This is a genomic window from Amycolatopsis sp. NPDC098790 (assembly GCF_044759945.1).
In the GTDB taxonomy this organism is placed as follows: Bacteria; Actinomycetota; Actinomycetes; order Mycobacteriales; family Pseudonocardiaceae; genus Amycolatopsis.
Genome location: NZ_JBIWAI010000010.1, coordinates 165692 through 181464 on the forward strand (window position 1 = coordinate 165692; position 15773 = coordinate 181464).

At 70.8% G+C, this 15773-nt stretch carries 14 protein-coding genes; 5 read left to right on the plus strand and 9 right to left on the minus strand.

Features of this window, described 5'->3' with window-relative positions; all coding sequences use genetic code 11:
* Positions 1-12: 12 nt before the first annotated feature.
* The 6 genes from ACIQWX_RS48420 to ACIQWX_RS48445 form a co-directional block, all read right to left on the minus strand.
* On the minus strand, positions 13-1389 hold the full coding sequence (locus ACIQWX_RS48420; protein ID WP_400886539.1) for a cytochrome P450: 1377 nt from the start codon (positions 1387-1389) through the stop codon (positions 13-15).
* Positions 1386-2390 (minus strand): enediyne biosynthesis protein, encoded by a 1005-nt coding sequence (locus ACIQWX_RS48425; protein ID WP_400886541.1) that lies wholly within the window; start codon positions 2388-2390, stop codon positions 1386-1388. Before ACIQWX_RS48425 ends, ACIQWX_RS48420 begins: the two co-directional genes overlap by 4 nt.
* A 1-nt stretch (position 2391) precedes the next feature.
* Positions 2392-4365 (minus strand): FG-GAP repeat domain-containing protein, encoded by a 1974-nt coding sequence (locus tag ACIQWX_RS48430; RefSeq protein WP_400886542.1) that lies wholly within the window; start codon positions 4363-4365, stop codon positions 2392-2394.
* On the minus strand, positions 4362-5345 hold the full coding sequence (locus ACIQWX_RS48435) for a DUF1702 family protein (protein ID WP_400886545.1): 984 nt from the start codon (positions 5343-5345) through the stop codon (positions 4362-4364). Before ACIQWX_RS48435 ends, ACIQWX_RS48430 begins: the two co-directional genes overlap by 4 nt.
* Positions 5346-5449: 104 nt before the next feature.
* Positions 5450-6445 carry a DUF1702 family protein gene (locus tag ACIQWX_RS48440; protein ID WP_400886547.1) on the minus strand — a complete coding sequence of 332 codons (996 nt, stop codon included), beginning with the start codon at positions 6443-6445 and terminating at the stop codon, positions 5450-5452.
* A gap of 27 nt (positions 6446-6472) precedes the next feature.
* Entirely contained in the window at positions 6473-7378 is a 906-nt protein-coding gene (locus ACIQWX_RS48445) for a helix-turn-helix transcriptional regulator (protein WP_400886549.1), read from the minus strand.
* 445 nt (positions 7379-7823) lie between these two features.
* Between ACIQWX_RS48445 and ACIQWX_RS48450 the strand changes: the two genes are divergently transcribed.
* Both ACIQWX_RS48450 and ACIQWX_RS48455 read left to right on the plus strand, forming a co-directional pair.
* Complete coding sequence (locus tag ACIQWX_RS48450) at positions 7824-8726, plus strand: BTAD domain-containing putative transcriptional regulator (protein WP_400886552.1); 903 nt, start codon at positions 7824-7826, stop codon at positions 8724-8726.
* The gene (locus tag ACIQWX_RS48455) at positions 8723-9421 is read left to right on the plus strand and encodes a winged helix-turn-helix transcriptional regulator (RefSeq protein ID WP_400886554.1); all 699 of its coding nucleotides are present in this window, start codon (positions 8723-8725) and stop codon (positions 9419-9421) included. Before ACIQWX_RS48450 ends, ACIQWX_RS48455 begins: the two co-directional genes overlap by 4 nt.
* A gap of 39 nt (positions 9422-9460) precedes the next feature.
* On the opposite strand, the gene ACIQWX_RS48460 is transcribed toward ACIQWX_RS48455, so the two are convergent.
* The gene (locus ACIQWX_RS48460) at positions 9461-10702 is read right to left on the minus strand and encodes an RNA polymerase sigma factor (protein ID WP_400886557.1); all 1242 of its coding nucleotides are present in this window, start codon (positions 10700-10702) and stop codon (positions 9461-9463) included.
* Positions 10702-11088 (minus strand): YciI family protein, encoded by a 387-nt coding sequence (locus ACIQWX_RS48465; protein ID WP_400886559.1) that lies wholly within the window; start codon positions 11086-11088, stop codon positions 10702-10704. The genes ACIQWX_RS48460 and ACIQWX_RS48465 overlap by 1 nt, the downstream gene beginning before the upstream one ends.
* 163 nt (positions 11089-11251) lie before the next feature.
* On the opposite strand from ACIQWX_RS48465, the gene ACIQWX_RS48470 reads away from it, so the two are divergent.
* Positions 11252-11953: a maleylpyruvate isomerase family mycothiol-dependent enzyme gene (locus ACIQWX_RS48470; protein WP_400886562.1), complete on the plus strand. Its 702-nt coding sequence runs from the start codon at positions 11252-11254 to the stop codon at positions 11951-11953.
* 1 nt (position 11954) lies between these two features.
* Here the strand turns inward: ACIQWX_RS48470 and ACIQWX_RS48475 are convergent, their stop codons facing one another.
* Positions 11955-12575 carry an L-threonylcarbamoyladenylate synthase gene (locus ACIQWX_RS48475; RefSeq protein ID WP_400886564.1) on the minus strand — a complete coding sequence of 207 codons (621 nt, stop codon included), beginning with the start codon at positions 12573-12575 and terminating at the stop codon, positions 11955-11957.
* Positions 12576-12728: 153 nt separating this feature from the next.
* Here ACIQWX_RS48475 and ACIQWX_RS48480 point away from each other — a divergent pair, with 153 nt between their 5' ends.
* Together ACIQWX_RS48480 and ACIQWX_RS48485 are read left to right on the plus strand one after the other, a co-directional pair.
* Positions 12729-13229 (plus strand): DUF899 family protein, encoded by a 501-nt coding sequence (locus tag ACIQWX_RS48480; RefSeq protein WP_400886567.1) that lies wholly within the window; start codon positions 12729-12731, stop codon positions 13227-13229.
* 141 nt (positions 13230-13370) lie between these two features.
* Positions 13371-15728, plus strand: coding sequence for a sensor histidine kinase (locus ACIQWX_RS48485; RefSeq protein WP_400886570.1), 2358 nt, complete (start codon positions 13371-13373; stop codon positions 15726-15728).
* Positions 15729-15773 lie beyond the last annotated feature (45 nt).

The following is a 15773-nucleotide window of genomic DNA, read 5'->3' on the forward strand; positions in this document are numbered from 1 at the left end:
CCACAGTAGACGTCAGGCTGCTTCGGACCGGCGCGTCCGCTCCCGGCGGTGCACGGTCATCGGCAGCCCGCCACGCACCCGCAGCGAAAGCATCGCCTCGGGTTCGACGACCTTGCCCGCCACCTTGCGCAGCTCGAGGTCGCGCGCGGCCATCGCGAGCACGAACACCGCCTCCATCACCCCGAGGCTGTTGCCGATGCAGAACCTCGGCCCGGCCCCGAAGGGCAGGTACGCGTACCGCGGCGGCCGCTCCGCGGCGGTGAACCGCTCCGGGTCGAAGCGTTCCGGGTCGGTCCAGAAGCCCGGGTGCCGGTGCAGCGTGTAGGGCACCACGACGACGTCGGAGCCTGCCGGCACGTGGTACCCGCCGATCTCGTCGTCGGCCTGGGCGATCCGCGGCAGCAGCCACACCGGCGGGTACAGCCGCATGACCTCCTCGACGACCGCGACCGTGTAGGTCAGCCGCCGCAGGTCCTCGTGCTCGGGCAGCCGGTCGCCGAGCACCTCGACGGCTTCGGCGTGCAGCCGCTCGCCGACCTCGGGGTGTTCGTCGATCAGGTGGAACGCCCAGCCGAGCGTGCTCGCCGTGGTCTCGTGGCCGGCCAGCAGCAGGGTGATCAGCTCGTCGCGCATCCGCTCGCGCGACGCGCCTTCCCCGTTCCCGGACGCGATCAGCCGGGACAGCACGTCCTCGCCGTTCTCGACCGGGTTCGCCAGCCGCTGCTCGACCAGCTCGTCGGCGATCCGGCGCAGGTCCTCGCGCGCGGTCCGGAACTCCAGCTGCTTCTTCAGCGGCACCCACTGCGGGACCATGCTGAGCGTGACCGCCTCGAACATGGCCTGGTCCTGCACGGCCTCGAACGAGTGGCCGAGCGTCTCGTACCCGCCCAGCTCGGCGTCGAGCAGCGTCTTGCCGAGCACGCCGAGCGTCAGCCCGGTCATCTCGTGCAGGATCTCGACGGAACCGTCGTACTCGGCCAGCCGCTTCACCAGAGCGTCCACTTCGGACGCCACCACGGCGGCCTGCCGCGAGATCCGCTTGGGCTGGAACACCGGCTGGATGGTCCGGCGCTGCTGCTTCCAGGTTTCCCCGTCGCTGGTCAGCAGGCCGTCGCCGAGTGCACGGCGGGCCTCCTGCAGGCCGATGCCCTTGTGGTAGTTCGCGGCGTTGTCGGCGAGGACGTGCTTGGCCAGGTCCGGGTGGTTGACCAGGTACATCGCCTTCGGGCCGATGGCGATGCGGACGACGTCGCCGTAGGTCTCGGCGTTGTCGCCCATGAGCGCGAGCCGGTCGGTGAAGAGCTGCTTCAGCAACCGGAACGTCGCCCGGCGCGGCGGCCCGGGCGGCGCGGTGCGCGCCGCCCGTGCCTCGTCCGAGGGGACGGTCATGCCGCGACCGCTCCCGGCTTCTCGTCACCGGCCGGCGGTGCGGAGGCGAGTTCGAGCTTCGCCTTCTGCGCGGCCTGGTCGGCCTCGAACCTGATCCGTGCCTTGTTCGAGAAGTGCAGGCCCCACAGGAACATGCCGCGGATCAGGCAGACGGTCGCGGTGGCCAGGAACAGCCCGTAGGCCACGTGCACGGCGGTGAAGAAGCCGTACGCGAGCGCCACCCCGGATCCGAACAGGAACTGCGAGGCAGGCTTCGACGGCGACGTGCCCGGGTCGGTCACCATGTAGTTGGTGTAGAGCACGAACGCGACGCCGGTGCCCATCGCCAGCGCGCCGGAGATCGACGTGTCGAAGAGCCAGCCGCGGACGAAGGCCTGCACGACGAAGAAGCTCAGCCAGCCCGCGATCAGGAACATGCGGCCGGTCAGCAGCGCGTTGAGGACCGTGCCCGAAACGAGGATGATGCCGACGATCAGCCAGCCGCCCCAGGTGGGGATCTGCTCGGTGAAGTGGTACGGCGGGGCGATGCTGGCCCACGGGAACACGAGCAGGATGATCGTGATGCCGAAGTTCGACGGGTTCATGTAGTGCCGCATGCGCCCGTACACCGGCGCCTGCAGGACCCACTTGGCGCCGACCGCGACGACCACCCCGAAGATCATCACGAGGATGCGGTCGTTGACGTAGGTCAGCATGTTGAGCGCGAGACCGGTGATGTGCGCCGGCAGCAGGAACTCCATGAGCCCCTTGAACCCGTTGCCCTTGAACCGGACGTCCCGCTTGGTCACCCTGGCGTTGATGATCTCGAGCAGGATCTCCGTGGTGTACGCGGTCGCCAGCGCGACGAACGGGTACAGCCACGGCTGCTCGAAGCCGAGCACGGTGTAGCCGACGATGTTGAAGATCGTGATCGAGATCGCGAAGCGCCGCAGCGCGGTGATGACCTTGTTGGTCCGCTTCGGTGGCGCACTGTCCACCTTGGTCAGAGTCGGGGTGGTCATGTCACATCGCTTCCTTCGCCGTGGAGCCCAGCTGGTACATGTGGCAACCGGGTTGCAGCTTCAGGTCCTGCGTCCGCAGCTGCCCGGTCCGGTCCCGCCACTGCAGGTGCACGTCGAGCGGGCCGCTGACGTCGTGCCCGAGCCCGATCTGGATGTCGAAGCTGCGCCTGCCGGCCTCACCACTGCTGCCGTCGACCCGGCCGAGGTACTTCTTGCCGTCCGCGGTCGTCACGGTGGCCTGGGCGCCGATCGCGGGCGGACCGGCCGCGGGCAGCGGGCCGGGCGCCACCGGGGCGTCGGTGGCCAGCTTCAGCTGCAGGTACTTCCCGGGGTTCGGGCTGTCGTTGTGGTAGAAGATCGGCTCTTCCCACTGCCGCGCGACCGCGAACTCGGGCAGGCCGTCCCCGTCGGTGTCGCCGACGGCGATGCCGCGGGTGGGCACCGGCACCGCCAGGCCGAGCTTCGGCGCGAGGTCGGTGTACCGGCCGTCGGCGCTCTTCACGAAGAAGTGCAGCGTCTGGTCGCCGCCGATGTCGTCACCGGCGCGGGCGTTCGGCCACCAGAACGGGTTGGACAGCAACCCGTCGTGGGCCGTGGCGATCTCCTGCAGGTTCGGCCAGCGGTTGACCTGGCCCTTGACGAAGCCGGTGGCCTGCGCGATCTGGTTCTCGCCGCCGTTGTTGAAGTCCTGGATCTTGACGTCCCAGCCCCAGCCGGACCACGCCGTGCCCTTCGCGGCGCTGTCGTCGTGGAACGGCGCGACGCCGTTCTGGAACTGCTTGGTCAGGTCCGCGTTGTCCTTGGCCTCGTTCATGAACTGGAAGTTCGACTCTTCGATGCCCCACGAAGTCGTGATGTTGCTGACGAACAGGTCGTAGAGGCCGTCGTGGTTCAGGTCGCCGAAGTCGACGCCCATCCCCTTGAAGGAGTCGTGGCCCAGCACCTTCGACTTCGGGTCGGCGATCCCGCGAACCCCGGTGACCTCGGCGAGCTCGATCTTGCCCGGCGTGGACTTGTTGTACAGGAAGTGGTCGTGCCCGAAGTCGTTGGCGATGTAGAGCTCCGGCAGGCTGTCGCCGTTGACGTCGGTCGCGCTGGAAGCCAGCGTCCAGCCCAGCCTCGCGGACTCCGGGATGCCCTGGGACGCGTCGACGAACTTCGCGCTCGGGTTCGCACCGGAGGTGGCACCGGTCCACCGGAAGATGTACTTGGCGCCCGAGTTCTCCGCGTGCGACATCGACTGGTTCAGCGTGATGCCGCCGTCGGCGTTCGGGTCCAGGACCCGGCTGTCCGGGAAGTAGTTGCCGACGAAGACGTCGACGTGCCCGTCGCCGTCGAAGTCGCCGATGGTGACCGAGTCGGTGTTCCACAGTGGACCGTTGTACTTCCCGTCCGCGCCGCGGTAGTCGCCCGGCACCAGCTCGGTCGGCTGGAACGCGGAGGCGTCGAACTTCGTCGCGGTCGCCTTCTGCAGGAACAGCACCGGCGTCCGGCCCCAGTAGTAGGCCAGGACGTCCGTGCGGCCGTCTTCGTTGTAGTCACCGGGGACGCAGCCCATCGGCGCCATGTAGTCCCACGTCGGCAGCGCCGGCGCGGGGTCGAGCGCGAACGGCGCGTACCGCGGGCCCGAGTCCGGCGCCGGCGTGATGACGACCTGGTCGCTGCGCGGGTCGACGAGGCAGAGGTCGTTGGGCTTGCCGCTGCCGCTGATGTCGTTGATGGCGATCGCGGCGCCGACCGAGGAGATCCAAGCCGCGATCTTCTCGTACTCCTTGTTCACCGTGCGGATCGACTGCGACTTCGAAGCCGCGGGCAGCGCGATCGTCATCGGCGTGAAGTGGAACTTGTCCGCCAGCTGGTCCTGCTCGGCGGCGGAGACGCTGGGCAGCCGGGCGACCAGGAACAGGCCGAGGATCAGCGCCAGCGCCACGATGCCCGCCAGCTGCTTGCGCAGCCAGCCGAAGGTCGCGGTCATTTCTTCTTCCCTCCGTGGGTCAGCACTTCTTCGGCGATCCGCTGCCGCCAGGTCTCGAAGGCGGGAACGTCACCGCCGTCGACGACGACGGCCGGGCGCACCTCCTGGGTGATCGCCGCCGCGCGTTCGGCGGACATACCGCAGATCGCCCTGGCCGCCATTTCGGTCTCGGGGATCATCAGGCCCGAGCGCACCCGGCACTCGGCGGCGAAAGCGCTTCCCTGCGCCAGCGGCCCGTGGTGGATCCCGGCCCGGTCGACCAGGTCCGCCAGCTCGCCGGCGGTGACGCCGCACGCATACGTCGACGCCAGGCCGACCCCCGCGTACAAGTCGCCGTGGCGGGACTCGGGGAACTCCTCGATCGTCTTGGCCACCAGGTCGACGTCGGTGCCGCAGATGAACCACAGCGCCCGGCCGATGCCCTGGTCGATGGCGCGCAGCGCGTAGCCCTCGTACCGCTTGTCGGGCCAGGGAAAACTGGGCTCCTGGTACTGGTTCCGGATGTACTTGTCGGTCTTGAAGTAAGCCTGGTGGAACCCGTAGCCGTCGAGCACGAGCCAGCGCAGCAGCGGGTCGAACGCCGACGCCTTCGGCCACGCGAACCGGGGAAGCCGGCACATCGCCCAGCCGACCCCGACGTAGATGATGTAGTCGTGCTTTTCGCCGGGGCCCGCCAGGAACTCGGCGATGTTCGTGCTCTTGCCGAACGGCAGCCCGTCGAGGACGCCGTACCCCATTCCCGCGCCCTCGTAGGCGAACCCGCGGAACTGCGGGGGGATGCGCTCGAGCCACTCTTCGGCCTGCTCGACCGATTTCGCTTCGACGGCGTGCGCGTACCCGAGGAGGAACTTCTCCCCGATGGTCTCGAGCCGTTCCTGTGCGGCTGGGCTCTTCCGGTGGAAGCCCCGCTTCTCCAGCAAGGTTTCCGAGACGTTCGGTGTCAGGATTCGGCGTCGCAGCGTGCGCCAACCATTGCCCAACGCACTCTCCCCCTCAGGGTCGATTGAGACAGGTGAACTTTCTTCGCTCCACAGTCACAGGTTCGCTGGTCAGCGGTCTACTCCACGGTTGCGTGCGAGATCGCTCAGCCCGCGAGGCGCCGCGCGTCCGGGCGGAGCTCCGCCCGGATGCGCTCCCGCCACAGCTCGTAGGGCGGCTCCGGCCCGTCGTCGCCGTCGGCCCGCTCGGTGCGGTCGGCGAGAGCCTGGGCGTCCCGCACGGACAGGTCGGTGAGACCACCGCACGCCAGGTGGGTGTGGGCGGGCACGTACCCGGAATAGGTTCGTGCCTTCACCGCGAAGACCACACCCAGCGCCAGCTCGTCGCGGTGCTCGCCGGCCGCCCGGCGCAGCCTGGCCAGGCCGAGCTGATCGGTGCCGCCCGCGAACGTCGCGGCCAGCCCGACCCCGCTCCACAGGTCCGCGCGGCGATGCTCGGCGAACCGCCCGACCGCCGCGGCGACGGCGTCCGGGTTGCCGCCGTTGATGAACCACAGCGCGCGCCCGACGCCCTGGTCGAACGCCCGGCCGAAGTACTCCGGGCGGCCCGCCCACGGGTAGGGCTCCGGCTCGGTCTGCTCGTCGACCCACTTCTTCGTGTCGAAGTAGGCGCGGTCGAAGCCGAAGCCGTCGACGGCCAGCCAGCTCATCACGGGGTGGTAGGCCACCCCGGTCAGCTCGGGCAGGATGTTCTTCCACAGTGGACGCGGCAGCCGCGCCATCGCGAAGCCGATCCCGATGTAGGTCAGGAAGATGTGCGGGCGCCCGGGTCCTTCCAGGAGCTCGCGGGTGCGGTCGCGGCCGCCGCCCGGCATCGCGTCGAGGATCGTGTAGCCCATCGTCGCGCCCTCGTAGGCGAACCCGCGCTGCTCGGGCTCGATGAGCGCGAGCCGGCGCTCGATCTCCCACAGGGAGGCGCCTTCGATGGCCCATTCGAACCCGCACACGACCGCCTGCGGCACCGCCTCCAGCCGGGCCGTCGCGTCGGTGTGGGTGACCGGGAAACCGCGCTCGGCGAACCCGACCGACGCGAGTGAAGGAGCGAGAAAACGCTTGCGGAGCACTCCGATGACGGTAGGCATCGTTCTTCCGTCCTTGAGGTCGGCGGATCAGGCGACGGCGCGCAGGTGGGTGCGCATGGTGAGCGCCGCGCGCGGGGTGAGGGTCGACGGCCTGGTGGCGAGGGTGACCGCGATCGGCGGATCGGTCGGCTGCGGTGGCCGCATCGCGAGCGAAACGAAGGAGGGGTCGCCCGCGGCACCGGAAGAGCGGAACTCCTCGGCGGCCACCGAGAAGACCGGCTTCGCACCGCCGACCTGGTCGGCGACGGCGATCACGGTCCAGTCGCCCCTGGGCACGCCGTTCAACGTGATCGTGCCGCCGCGCGCGGCGGTGAGCCCCCCGAACGCGACCGGCCCGCACTGCGGTACCCGATCCGCGAAGACCCCGACCAGGACGTTGGCCGGCACGGCTTCGACCGGCAGCTCCAGGCGCACCGAGAGGCTGCCGTCACCGACGGGTTCCGTCCGCGCGCAGCCGGACCCGGCGGCACGCACCGCGCCGAGGGCCGGCATCCGCTGCAGGTGCGGGGAGACCGCGACCAGCAGTTCGGACACCTCCGGGTCGCGGTACTGCGTGGGCGTCATCCCCACCGCGTTGGCGAACCGGCTCGTGAACGTGCCGACACTGCTGTAGCCGACGCTGCACACGATGTCCGAGACCGTCAGCGAAGTGGTCAGCAGCAACCGCTTCGCCTCGAACAGCCGGACCGCGGTGAGGAACCGGCCCGGCGTCACGCCCGTGGCCTTCGCGAAGATCCTCGAAAAGTGGAAGGGGCTGACGAAGACCTCGGCGGCGAGGTCGGCCAGCGTGATCTGCTCGTAGTAACGCTCGCGGATGGAACCGATCGCCCGGAGCACCGCCGGGGGCACGACCGCCGGCGCGGTGCCGGCCCGCATCAAGGCCATCCGGTCCAGGTCCCACTCGCCCGTGTCGGGCACACGCCGAAGCACCATCAGTACAACCTCGAATTCCCCGTCGCCCAGATCGTTTGGTCCAGAAAAGACCGACCGGCTCGCAAGGCAGTAGACGAGCGCTCGAAGACCGGACGCGACGACCACCGCCGCCGGACCGAATCCGGGCCGGCGGGTAGGTGTTCGCACTACGGCAGCCGGGTGACGGCGAAGCCACCCGTCCAGGTGGATTCCCAGTCACCGACCGTGTTTTACTGTTCAGGCACCCGAGCCCGTGCGAAGAGCACTCCGGGGCGTCGCCTCCGCTTCCTCCGGCACTGCATGCGAAACACACGACTTGCCCGGTGAAACGCATGCCCCGCCTGGTGGCCGGTTCACTGGCCGCTCCGGAAGCGCTCTGTCACATTCGACCACACGAGGCCCCGCGGCCGGCTCAGTCCGCCGCGGGAGGCGCGCTGGGGGACTGAGCGGGACTGGAGGCTCGACCATGCACTCCGCGAGAGACGTATCGGAAAGGACTGTCGGGGAGGCAGTCCCGGACCCGCCGGCGGCCGACGTGCGGTTCACCGTGCTCGGTCCGCTCGAGCTCCTGCGCGACGGCTTCGACGTGGCGCCGTCGACGCCCAAGGTCCTGCAGCTGCTGGCCCTGCTGGTGATGCACCCCAACCGGGTCGTCCAGGTCGACACGATGGTGCAGGAGCTGTGGGAAAACGCCCCGCCGAAGACCGTGCGGACCACCCTGCACACCTACATCTACCACCTGCGGCGCTGCATCGAAGAGAACGAGCTGGCGCCGTCGGGTGCCGTGACGGTGCTGGAGCGGAAACCGCCGGGGTACGTCCTGCGCATCGACCCCGGGCAGGTCGACGTCTTCGAATTCCACCAGCTGCAACGGGAAGCCCGTGAACTGCAGGCGCAGGGACGCAACACCGAGGCGGCGCAGACGTACCGGACGGCACTCGCCCTCTGGTCCGGGCCCCCGCTGTCGAACGTGCCTTGTGGATCGATCCTCACCGCGTCCCGGGTCGAGCTGCTCGAGCAGCGCCGGAGCGCCCTCCACCAACGCATCGAAGCGGACATCGCGAGCGGGCGCCACCACGAACTGATCGGTGAGCTGCGCTCGCTCACCACGCGCAACCCGCTCGACGAAGCCCTGCACGGTCAGCTGATGCTCGCGCTCGGGCGCAGCGGGCGCCGGTCCGACGCGCTCCGCGTCTACCGCGACTTCCGCAGCCAGCTGGCCGGAGAGCTGGGGGTCGAGCCGGCCGACGAGCTGCAGACGCTGCACCAGAACCTGTTGACCGAAGGGGAAGCCCGACTGCGGCCGGGCGGTCCGCACCCGGGCCGGCCTGCCGCCGCACCAACCGGAGAAATGAGGCACGACGCATGACCAGCTCGCCCACGCGGACGCGCACCTACGGACAGTACTGCGGGTTCGCCCGCGCCCTGGAGATCGTCGGCGAGCGCTGGGCGCTGCTCGTCGTCCGCGATCTCGTCCTCGGACCCAAGCGGTTCACCGAACTGCAGCGGGGACTGCCGAAGATGCCGCAGAGCATCCTGTCGGCGCGGCTGAACGAGCTCGAGCAGTCCGGGGTGGTCCGCCGCCGCGTCCTTCCCAGCCTCGACGCCGGGGTCACCTACGAACTCACCGAATACGGCAGCGAACTGGACCAGATCGTGCTGCTGCTGGGTCTGTGGGGGGCGCGGTCGCTCACGCGCCCGCACCCCGAGGAGGTCTTCACCCTCGACACCGCGATCCTGTCGCTCTACACCACCTTCCAGGAGGAGGCGGCGGACGGCGTGCAGGTCAACTTCGAGGTGCGCTACCCGGGAATGACCGTGCACGCCCTGGTCGACGGCGGTGCGCTGAAGGTCGCCGAAGGCAGCCACCCGGACGCCGACCTGATCATCGAACCGGTCGGCCCGTACCTGGTGGACCTGCTGACCGGCCAGCTGTCCGCGGGCGAGGCCGTCGCCTCGGGAAAGGTGCTCATCCAGGGCGAGGCCGAGCACCTGGAGCTCTTCTCCCGGCTCTTCCGCATCCCCCCGGCCCCCGAGCCGTCGACCGGCACGGTCATCTCCTGAGAGCGGTTCCGGGGCCCGGCCGCGGCCGGGCCCCGGTGGTCACGCCAGCCGGTCCGCGCGCTCCGAAAGGTAGCGCCGCTCCGGCTCGCTGGCGGTGCGCGCGGCCGCACGCAGGTAACCGTCGCGGGCCGCGGCTCGCTCGCCCGCGCGTTCCAGCAGGTGCGCGCGCACCGCGTCCAAGCGGTGGCTCTGCAGCATCCGGCTGTCGGCGGCCAGATCGGCCAGCAGCTCCAGGCCGCGGGCGGGACCGTCGACCATCGCGACGGCGATCGCCCGGTTGAGGGTCACGACCGGGTTCGGCGTCAGCTCTTCCAGCACGTCGTACAGCTGCACGATCTGCGGCCAGTCCGTCGTTCCGGCGCTCGGCGCCTCCGCGTGCAGAGCCGCGATCGCCGCCTGCACCTGGTAGGCGCCGACCGGCCCCCGCCCCAGGGTGCGTGAGACGAGCGCGCGGCCCTCGTCGATCATCGGCCGGTTCCAGCGCGCCCGGTCCTGGTCCGCCAGCGGAACCAGCTCGCCACCCGGGCCCGTCCGCGCCTGCCGGCGCGCGGCGGTCAGCAGCATCAGCGCCAGCAGACCCGCGACCTCGCCGTCGTCCGGCTGCAGGGCGTGCACCGCACGGGTGAGCCGGATCGCCTCGTCGGCCAGCTCCGGCACCTGGAGGTCGGTGCCCGCCGTGGCCGTGTGACCTTCGTTGAAGATCAGGTACAGCACCTGCAGCACGACGCGCAACCGATCCGGTCGATCCGCCGGGGACGGCTCGGTGAACGTCGAACCCGCCGCCGCGATGCTCTCCTTGGCACGCGTGATGCGTCGCGCCATCGTCGCCTCCGGCACGAGGAAGGCCTTGGCGATCTGGGCGGTGGTCAGGCCGCCGACCGCGCGCAGGGTCAACGCCACCTGGGAAGGCGGCGAAACGGCCGGGTGGCAGCACAGGAAGAGCAGGGTGAGCGTGTCGTCCCGGTCGACGGCCCGGTCGTCGTCCCCCGGTCCGGCGACCGCGTCCGGCCTCTCGCTCGCGGTGATCGCCAGCTCGCGGCGACGCCGCGCGCTTTCGGCACGCCACTGGTCGGTGAGGCGCCGGGTGGCGACCGTCAGCAGCCAGGCACGCGGGTTGTCGGGCACTCCCGCGGCCGGCCACTGCTGCGCCGCGGCCAGCAGGGCTTCCTGCACCGCGTCTTCGCAAGTGTCGAACTGCCCGTACCGCCGCACCAGGACGCCCAGCACCTGCGGCACGAGCGGCCGGAGGACCTCGGCGACGGCTTCCCCGTGCTCGGGCACTAGCCCGTGAACTCGGATTCGGACTCCGCGTCGGCGAAGAACACCACCGGCCGGACCTCGATGCCGAGGCCTTCGATGCCGGCGTCCGGGATCATCGCGGCGACCTCGTACGCCCGCTCCGCGCTCGCGCACTCGACGAGGTAGAAACCCGCCAGGAACTCCTTCGATTCGGCGAACGGGCCGTCGGTGATCGCCGGCACTCCGTCCTTCACCCGCACCACCGCGCTCTTCGCCGGAGCGTCGAGGGCCTGCGTGCTGATCATCTCGCCGGACTCGCGGATCCGGCGGATGAACTCGCCGTGGCCCGTCATGACGTCGTCCTTGACCTCTTCGGGCAGCGCTTCCCAGACATCCGGGTCCATGTGCATCGCCAGCAGGTACTTCATCGTCGACCTCCCCGGTCCGGTGCCCTCGATCGGAGCTGAACATAGCCGATGACCGCCCGCCGGGTACCGGCCACCGGCTGCGCAAGACACGAGTGGTCGGCGGGCGCGGCCCCCGGGCAGCATCGACGCTCCAGCACCGATGAACCACCCGGAGGAACCGCAGATGGCAGACGTGCACACCGACCTCGAGACCGAGGCGGACGCTCTCGCGGACCTGGTCCGGGCGGTCGAACCGACCGTGCTGCTGCCGGTCGCCAGGGCGATCATCACCCAGCTCGCCGAGCTGACCGTCGTCGCCCGCCGGATCGTGCTCGGCATCGAAGGGTTCCACGGCACCGCCGCGCCCAGGATCGTCGACACCGGCATCCTGGGCGACGCCGTGACGGCCTGGCGCTCGGAGCACGCCAAGGCGACCGACTTGCTGGCGGCCCGGCAGGAAGACATCCCCTGGCCGGGCGGGCCGCTGCGCCCCGGGGTGCTCGCCGCGGCGCAGCTGACCGCGTTGTTCGCACGGGGCCAGGACATCGCCGACGCGGCCGGCGTCCGGATCACCCGCAACGACAGCGTCGGCCATGTCGCCTACTACGGGATCCGCACGCGCGACGAGGTCTACGCCGGACGCCGAGAACCCCCGGCCGAGCCGTTCCGGTTCGTGCTGACGGCGCCCTCGGGCGAGGTCTGGCGGTTCGGCCCGCCCGACGCCGCCGAGCGGATCACCGGGCCCGCCGCGGACTTCTGCCTGCTGTTCACCGGACGGCGCCCGATCGCGGAGCTCGCCGTCACGGCGACCGGCGCCGAAGCACGCGAATGGCTACGTCTCGCCGGCGCCCGGCGCGATCCACTGTGGACGTCCGAAGCGGACTGAATCAGGCGAACCGGTCCGGGTCGCCGGCGCCCCGCCGGACGACTTCGGCCTCCCCCGAGGAGAAGTCGACGACCGTCGTCGGCTCGATCCCGCAGTCGCCGGAGTCGACCACCGCGTCGAGGACGTGATCGAGCTCTTCCTTGATCTCCCAGCCCTGGGTGAGCGGCTCCGGCACGTCCGGCAGCAGCAGGGTGCTCGAGACGAGCGGCTCCCCGAGCTCGGCGACCAGGGCCTGGGCGACGACGTGGTCCGGGATCCGCACCCCCACCGTCTTCTTCTTCTCGTGCATGAGCCGCCGCGGCACCTCCTTGGTGGCGGGCAGGATGAACGTGTAGCGGCCCGGGGTGGCGGCCTTGATCGCGCGGAACACGGCGTTGTCGACGTGGACGAACTGCCCCAGCTGGGCGAAGTCCTGGCAGACGAGCGTGAAGTGGTGCCTGCGGTCGAGCCTGCGGATCGACCGGATGCGCTCGATCCCGTCCTGGCTCCCCAGCCGGCACCCGAGGGCGTAGCAGGAGTCGGTGGGGTAGGCGATCAGGCCGTCGCGCCGGACGAGCTCGGCGACCTGGCCGATCGCGCGTCGCTGCGGGTTGTCCGGGTGCACGTCGAAGTACTTCGCCACGAGCCGCAGCTTAGGGCCGGTTCGCCGGAGCCGCCGGGCGGGCCCGGCCGGGGCGTCTCCCAGCTTGCTGCCTTCCCACCGGAGCCGTGACCGGCCACCGCGGGGTACCGCACAATCCGACGTGCGATTCCGTACGACCACCCGGAGGCGAACATGACCGAACTGGTCCTGCCCGACGTCGTGCGGTCCGGGGTGTCCCGCCCCAGGGAGGTGCGCACCTCGGCGTACTGGTTCACGGGCCCGGAGGGCCGGGTGAGCCTCGGCGAGCTGTTCGGGGACCGGCGCCGGCTCGTGGTGCAGCACGCGATGCCCGACCGCAGCCCGGGGGAAGCCGTCGCGGACCGGGAGGAGATCGCGGCCGCCCTGCGGGCCGGCGGCACCCGGCTGGTCCTGGTCTCCGCGGCACCGTACGAAAAGCTCGCGCAGTACGGCCGGCACCTCGGCTGGGACCTGCCCGTCTACTCGGCCGCGGGAACGGCTTTCGCCGCGGACTTCCCGGCGCAGCGCCGGTTGGCCGGACTGGCACCCGAACCGCGCGGCGAGGAGCCCGGGCTGACCTTCTTCGAACGCCGCGGCCGGTTCGTCCACCACCTCGACTCGATCGTCCTGCCGTACCTGGACTTCCTCGTCCTCGCCGGGGTCGCCGACGCGTAGCGGCCCGGCCGCTGTTCGTCTTAACGACCGACCGTCGACATGAGATAGGATCGGCCGCAACGCATGGGAAGAGAGTCCAGCCCGGTCGCCGCGTCCAGGCGCGTCCCGCCGGCCCGTCGACCCGCCGGAGGACCGCCGCTGATGTCTCCGGTTCCGGCGTCGCACCCCAGGGCCGCGCTCCCCTCGAAGGCGGAGCCGCGCGGCACCAGCGTGGTCGATCGCCGGCCCCGGCTCGCCGCCTACCTCGCGGCGTCCATCATCGTCGTCGTGGTCGCCGGTTTCGGCAGCACGCTCCTCGCGAGCTTGCTGCCGTTGTCGGTCAGCGCGGCCGAGGCCTGGTACGCGGTCATCGCGGTCGGCCTCCTGCTGGTCGTCCAGCTGTTCCACTTCAGCCGGCCTTCGGCGAACCTCCGCTCGCCGGCCAGCCGGTGGCTGCTGGCCGTGCTCCTCGTGCTGGGCTACGTACCGGTGCTGACGTTCGACGCGTTCTGGGCGGCGATGCCCGCGTTCTTCGGCGGGGCCGTGCTGCTCGTCCTCGCGCCGCGGTTCGCGTGGCCGCTCTTCGCCCTCAACCTCGGCGGCGTGCTCTGGGTGGAGCTGCTCTACGACACCCCGCTGCTCGCTCTGTACACGCTGCTGGGCGTCACGGTCTACAGCCTGGTCTTCTACCTCTTGACCCGCCTCGCCCGGACGGTGCGCGAGCTCCACCACGCTCGCACCGAGATGGCGCGCCGGGCCGTCGCCGAGCAGCGCCTGGCGTTCGCCCGCGACCTGCACGACCTGCTCGGCATCAGCCTGTCCGCCATCGCCCTCAAGGGTGAGCTGGTGCACCGGCTCCTGGCCAAGTCCCGGCAGCAGGCGCAGGCCGAGCTCGCCGAGATCACCGCCACGGCGCAGCGGACCCTCTCCGACGTCCGCGCGGTGTCGCACGGCTACCGGGAACTGTCGCTGGAGAAGGAGTTCCGCACGGCCCAGTCCCTGCTGACGGCGTCCGACATCGCCGTGCAGGTCCACCTGGACCAGGGCAACCTACCGGTGCAGGCGCGCACGCTGCTGGCCAAGGTGCTGCGCGAAGGCGTCACCAACGTCCTGCGCCACAGCGAAGCCGAGCACTGCGGGATCGAGGTCCGGCAGCGCCACGGCGCGGTGACGCTCGAGATCGTCAACGACGGCGTGAGCGCCGAAGACCTTTCCCCGGAGTCCGCGGACCTGCTCACCCGGCTGCCGGACGAGGTCACCGCGCTGGGCGGCACGGTGAACACCGGCACCGGCGACGACGGCCGGTTCCGGCTCAAGGTGGAGCTGCCCCTGCCCGACACCGACGCCGGGACGGCCACCGGTGCCGAGGACCGCGATCCGCCTGCGGAGTCGAACCGGATCCGCCTGCTCCTCCCGGTCACCTTCGTGCTGCTGGGCGTCAGCGCCGTCGTCCACGAGCTGCTCCTGACCACGGACATCTGGCACATCACGCTGGCCACCGGGTCGATCGCCGCGTTGCTGGTGCTGCACTTCGCCTACTTCAACCGGCCCACCGCCCAGCTCCGTTCGGCGCAGGGTTACGGCATGCTCTTCGTGCAGGCGTGCTTGATCTACTTGCCCCTGATCCCGCTGCAGCACGACTGGGTCAGCCTGCCGGCCATGATGATGGGCTGCGCGCTGCTGGTGCTGCCGCCGGTGGCGGGCTGGCTGGTGTTCTTCCTGAACACCGCCGTCGCGGTCTGGGCCCAGTACATCGCCGGCCAAGCCGGGCAGGACACGCTGTACGCGGTGTTGTTCAGCGCCGGCACGGTGATGACGGGCCTGACGGTGTTCGGGCTGCTCTGGCTCAGCCGGCTGGTCGGGGAGCTCGACAACAGCAGGAGGCGGCTGGCCGAGATGGCCGTCGCGGAGGAACGGCTGCGGTTCGCGAGGGACCTGCACGACCTGCTGGGCATGAGCCTTTCCGCGATCGCCCTCAAGAGCGAGCTGACCGCCCGGGTGCTCCCGATCGATCGCGACCGGGCGGCGGTGGAGCTCGCGGAGATCATCGGCCTGACCCGGCAAGCGCTTTCCGACGTCCGCTCGGTGGCCAGCGGCTACCGCGAACTGTCCTTGGACAGCGAGTCCCGGTCCGCGCGGTCGGTGCTCGCCGCGGCCGACGTCCGGGTCCGGATGGAACTGCTCCAGGACGAGCTCCCGTCGGCGGTTCGCACCGTCCTGGCCGTGGTACTGCGCGAAGGCGTCACGAACGTGTTGCGCCACAGCAAGGTCGAGAGCTGCGAGATCTTCATGCACCGCACGGACGAGGGCGTGAGCCTCGAGATCGTCAACGACGGCGTCGGCCACGACGGCTCGGCACCGGCGGGATCCGGCGGCGCGGGAAAACCCCGGCCCGCCGCCGACGACGCGGGCAGCGGCATCGGCAACCTTTCCCACCGCCTGGCCGATCTCGGCGGTGAGCTGACGGCGGGTGTGGCCGACGACGGCCGCTTCCGGCTCCGCGCGGTGGTCCCGGTCTGAACCACCGCTTCCACGATCGGCACGGGTCGTCGAAGGCCCGCCGGA

What these genes read in the sequence shown, in the direction of transcription:
- ACIQWX_RS48420 (WP_400886539.1), bottom strand. Translation starts at nt 1,389, where the DNA reads ATGACCGTCCCCTCGGACGAGGCACGGGCGGCGCGCACCGCGCCGCCC.
- ACIQWX_RS48425 (WP_400886541.1), bottom strand. Translation starts at nt 2,390, where the DNA reads ATGACCACCCCGACTCTGACCAAGGTGGACAGTGCGCCACCGAAGCGG.
- ACIQWX_RS48430 (WP_400886542.1), bottom strand. Translation starts at nt 4,365, where the DNA reads ATGACCGCGACCTTCGGCTGGCTGCGCAAGCAGCTGGCGGGCATCGTG.
- ACIQWX_RS48440 (WP_400886547.1), bottom strand. Translation starts at nt 6,445, where the DNA reads ATGCCTACCGTCATCGGAGTGCTCCGCAAGCGTTTTCTCGCTCCTTCA.
- ACIQWX_RS48445 (WP_400886549.1), bottom strand. Translation starts at nt 7,378, where the DNA reads ATGGTGCTTCGGCGTGTGCCCGACACGGGCGAGTGGGACCTGGACCGG.
- ACIQWX_RS48450 (WP_400886552.1), top strand. Translation starts at nt 7,824, where the DNA reads ATGCACTCCGCGAGAGACGTATCGGAAAGGACTGTCGGGGAGGCAGTC.
- ACIQWX_RS48455 (WP_400886554.1), top strand. Translation starts at nt 8,723, where the DNA reads ATGACCAGCTCGCCCACGCGGACGCGCACCTACGGACAGTACTGCGGG.
- ACIQWX_RS48465 (WP_400886559.1), bottom strand. Translation starts at nt 11,088, where the DNA reads ATGAAGTACCTGCTGGCGATGCACATGGACCCGGATGTCTGGGAAGCG.
- ACIQWX_RS48470 (WP_400886562.1), top strand. Translation starts at nt 11,252, where the DNA reads ATGGCAGACGTGCACACCGACCTCGAGACCGAGGCGGACGCTCTCGCG.
- ACIQWX_RS48480 (WP_400886567.1), top strand. Translation starts at nt 12,729, where the DNA reads ATGACCGAACTGGTCCTGCCCGACGTCGTGCGGTCCGGGGTGTCCCGC.
- ACIQWX_RS48485 (WP_400886570.1), top strand. Translation starts at nt 13,371, where the DNA reads ATGTCTCCGGTTCCGGCGTCGCACCCCAGGGCCGCGCTCCCCTCGAAG.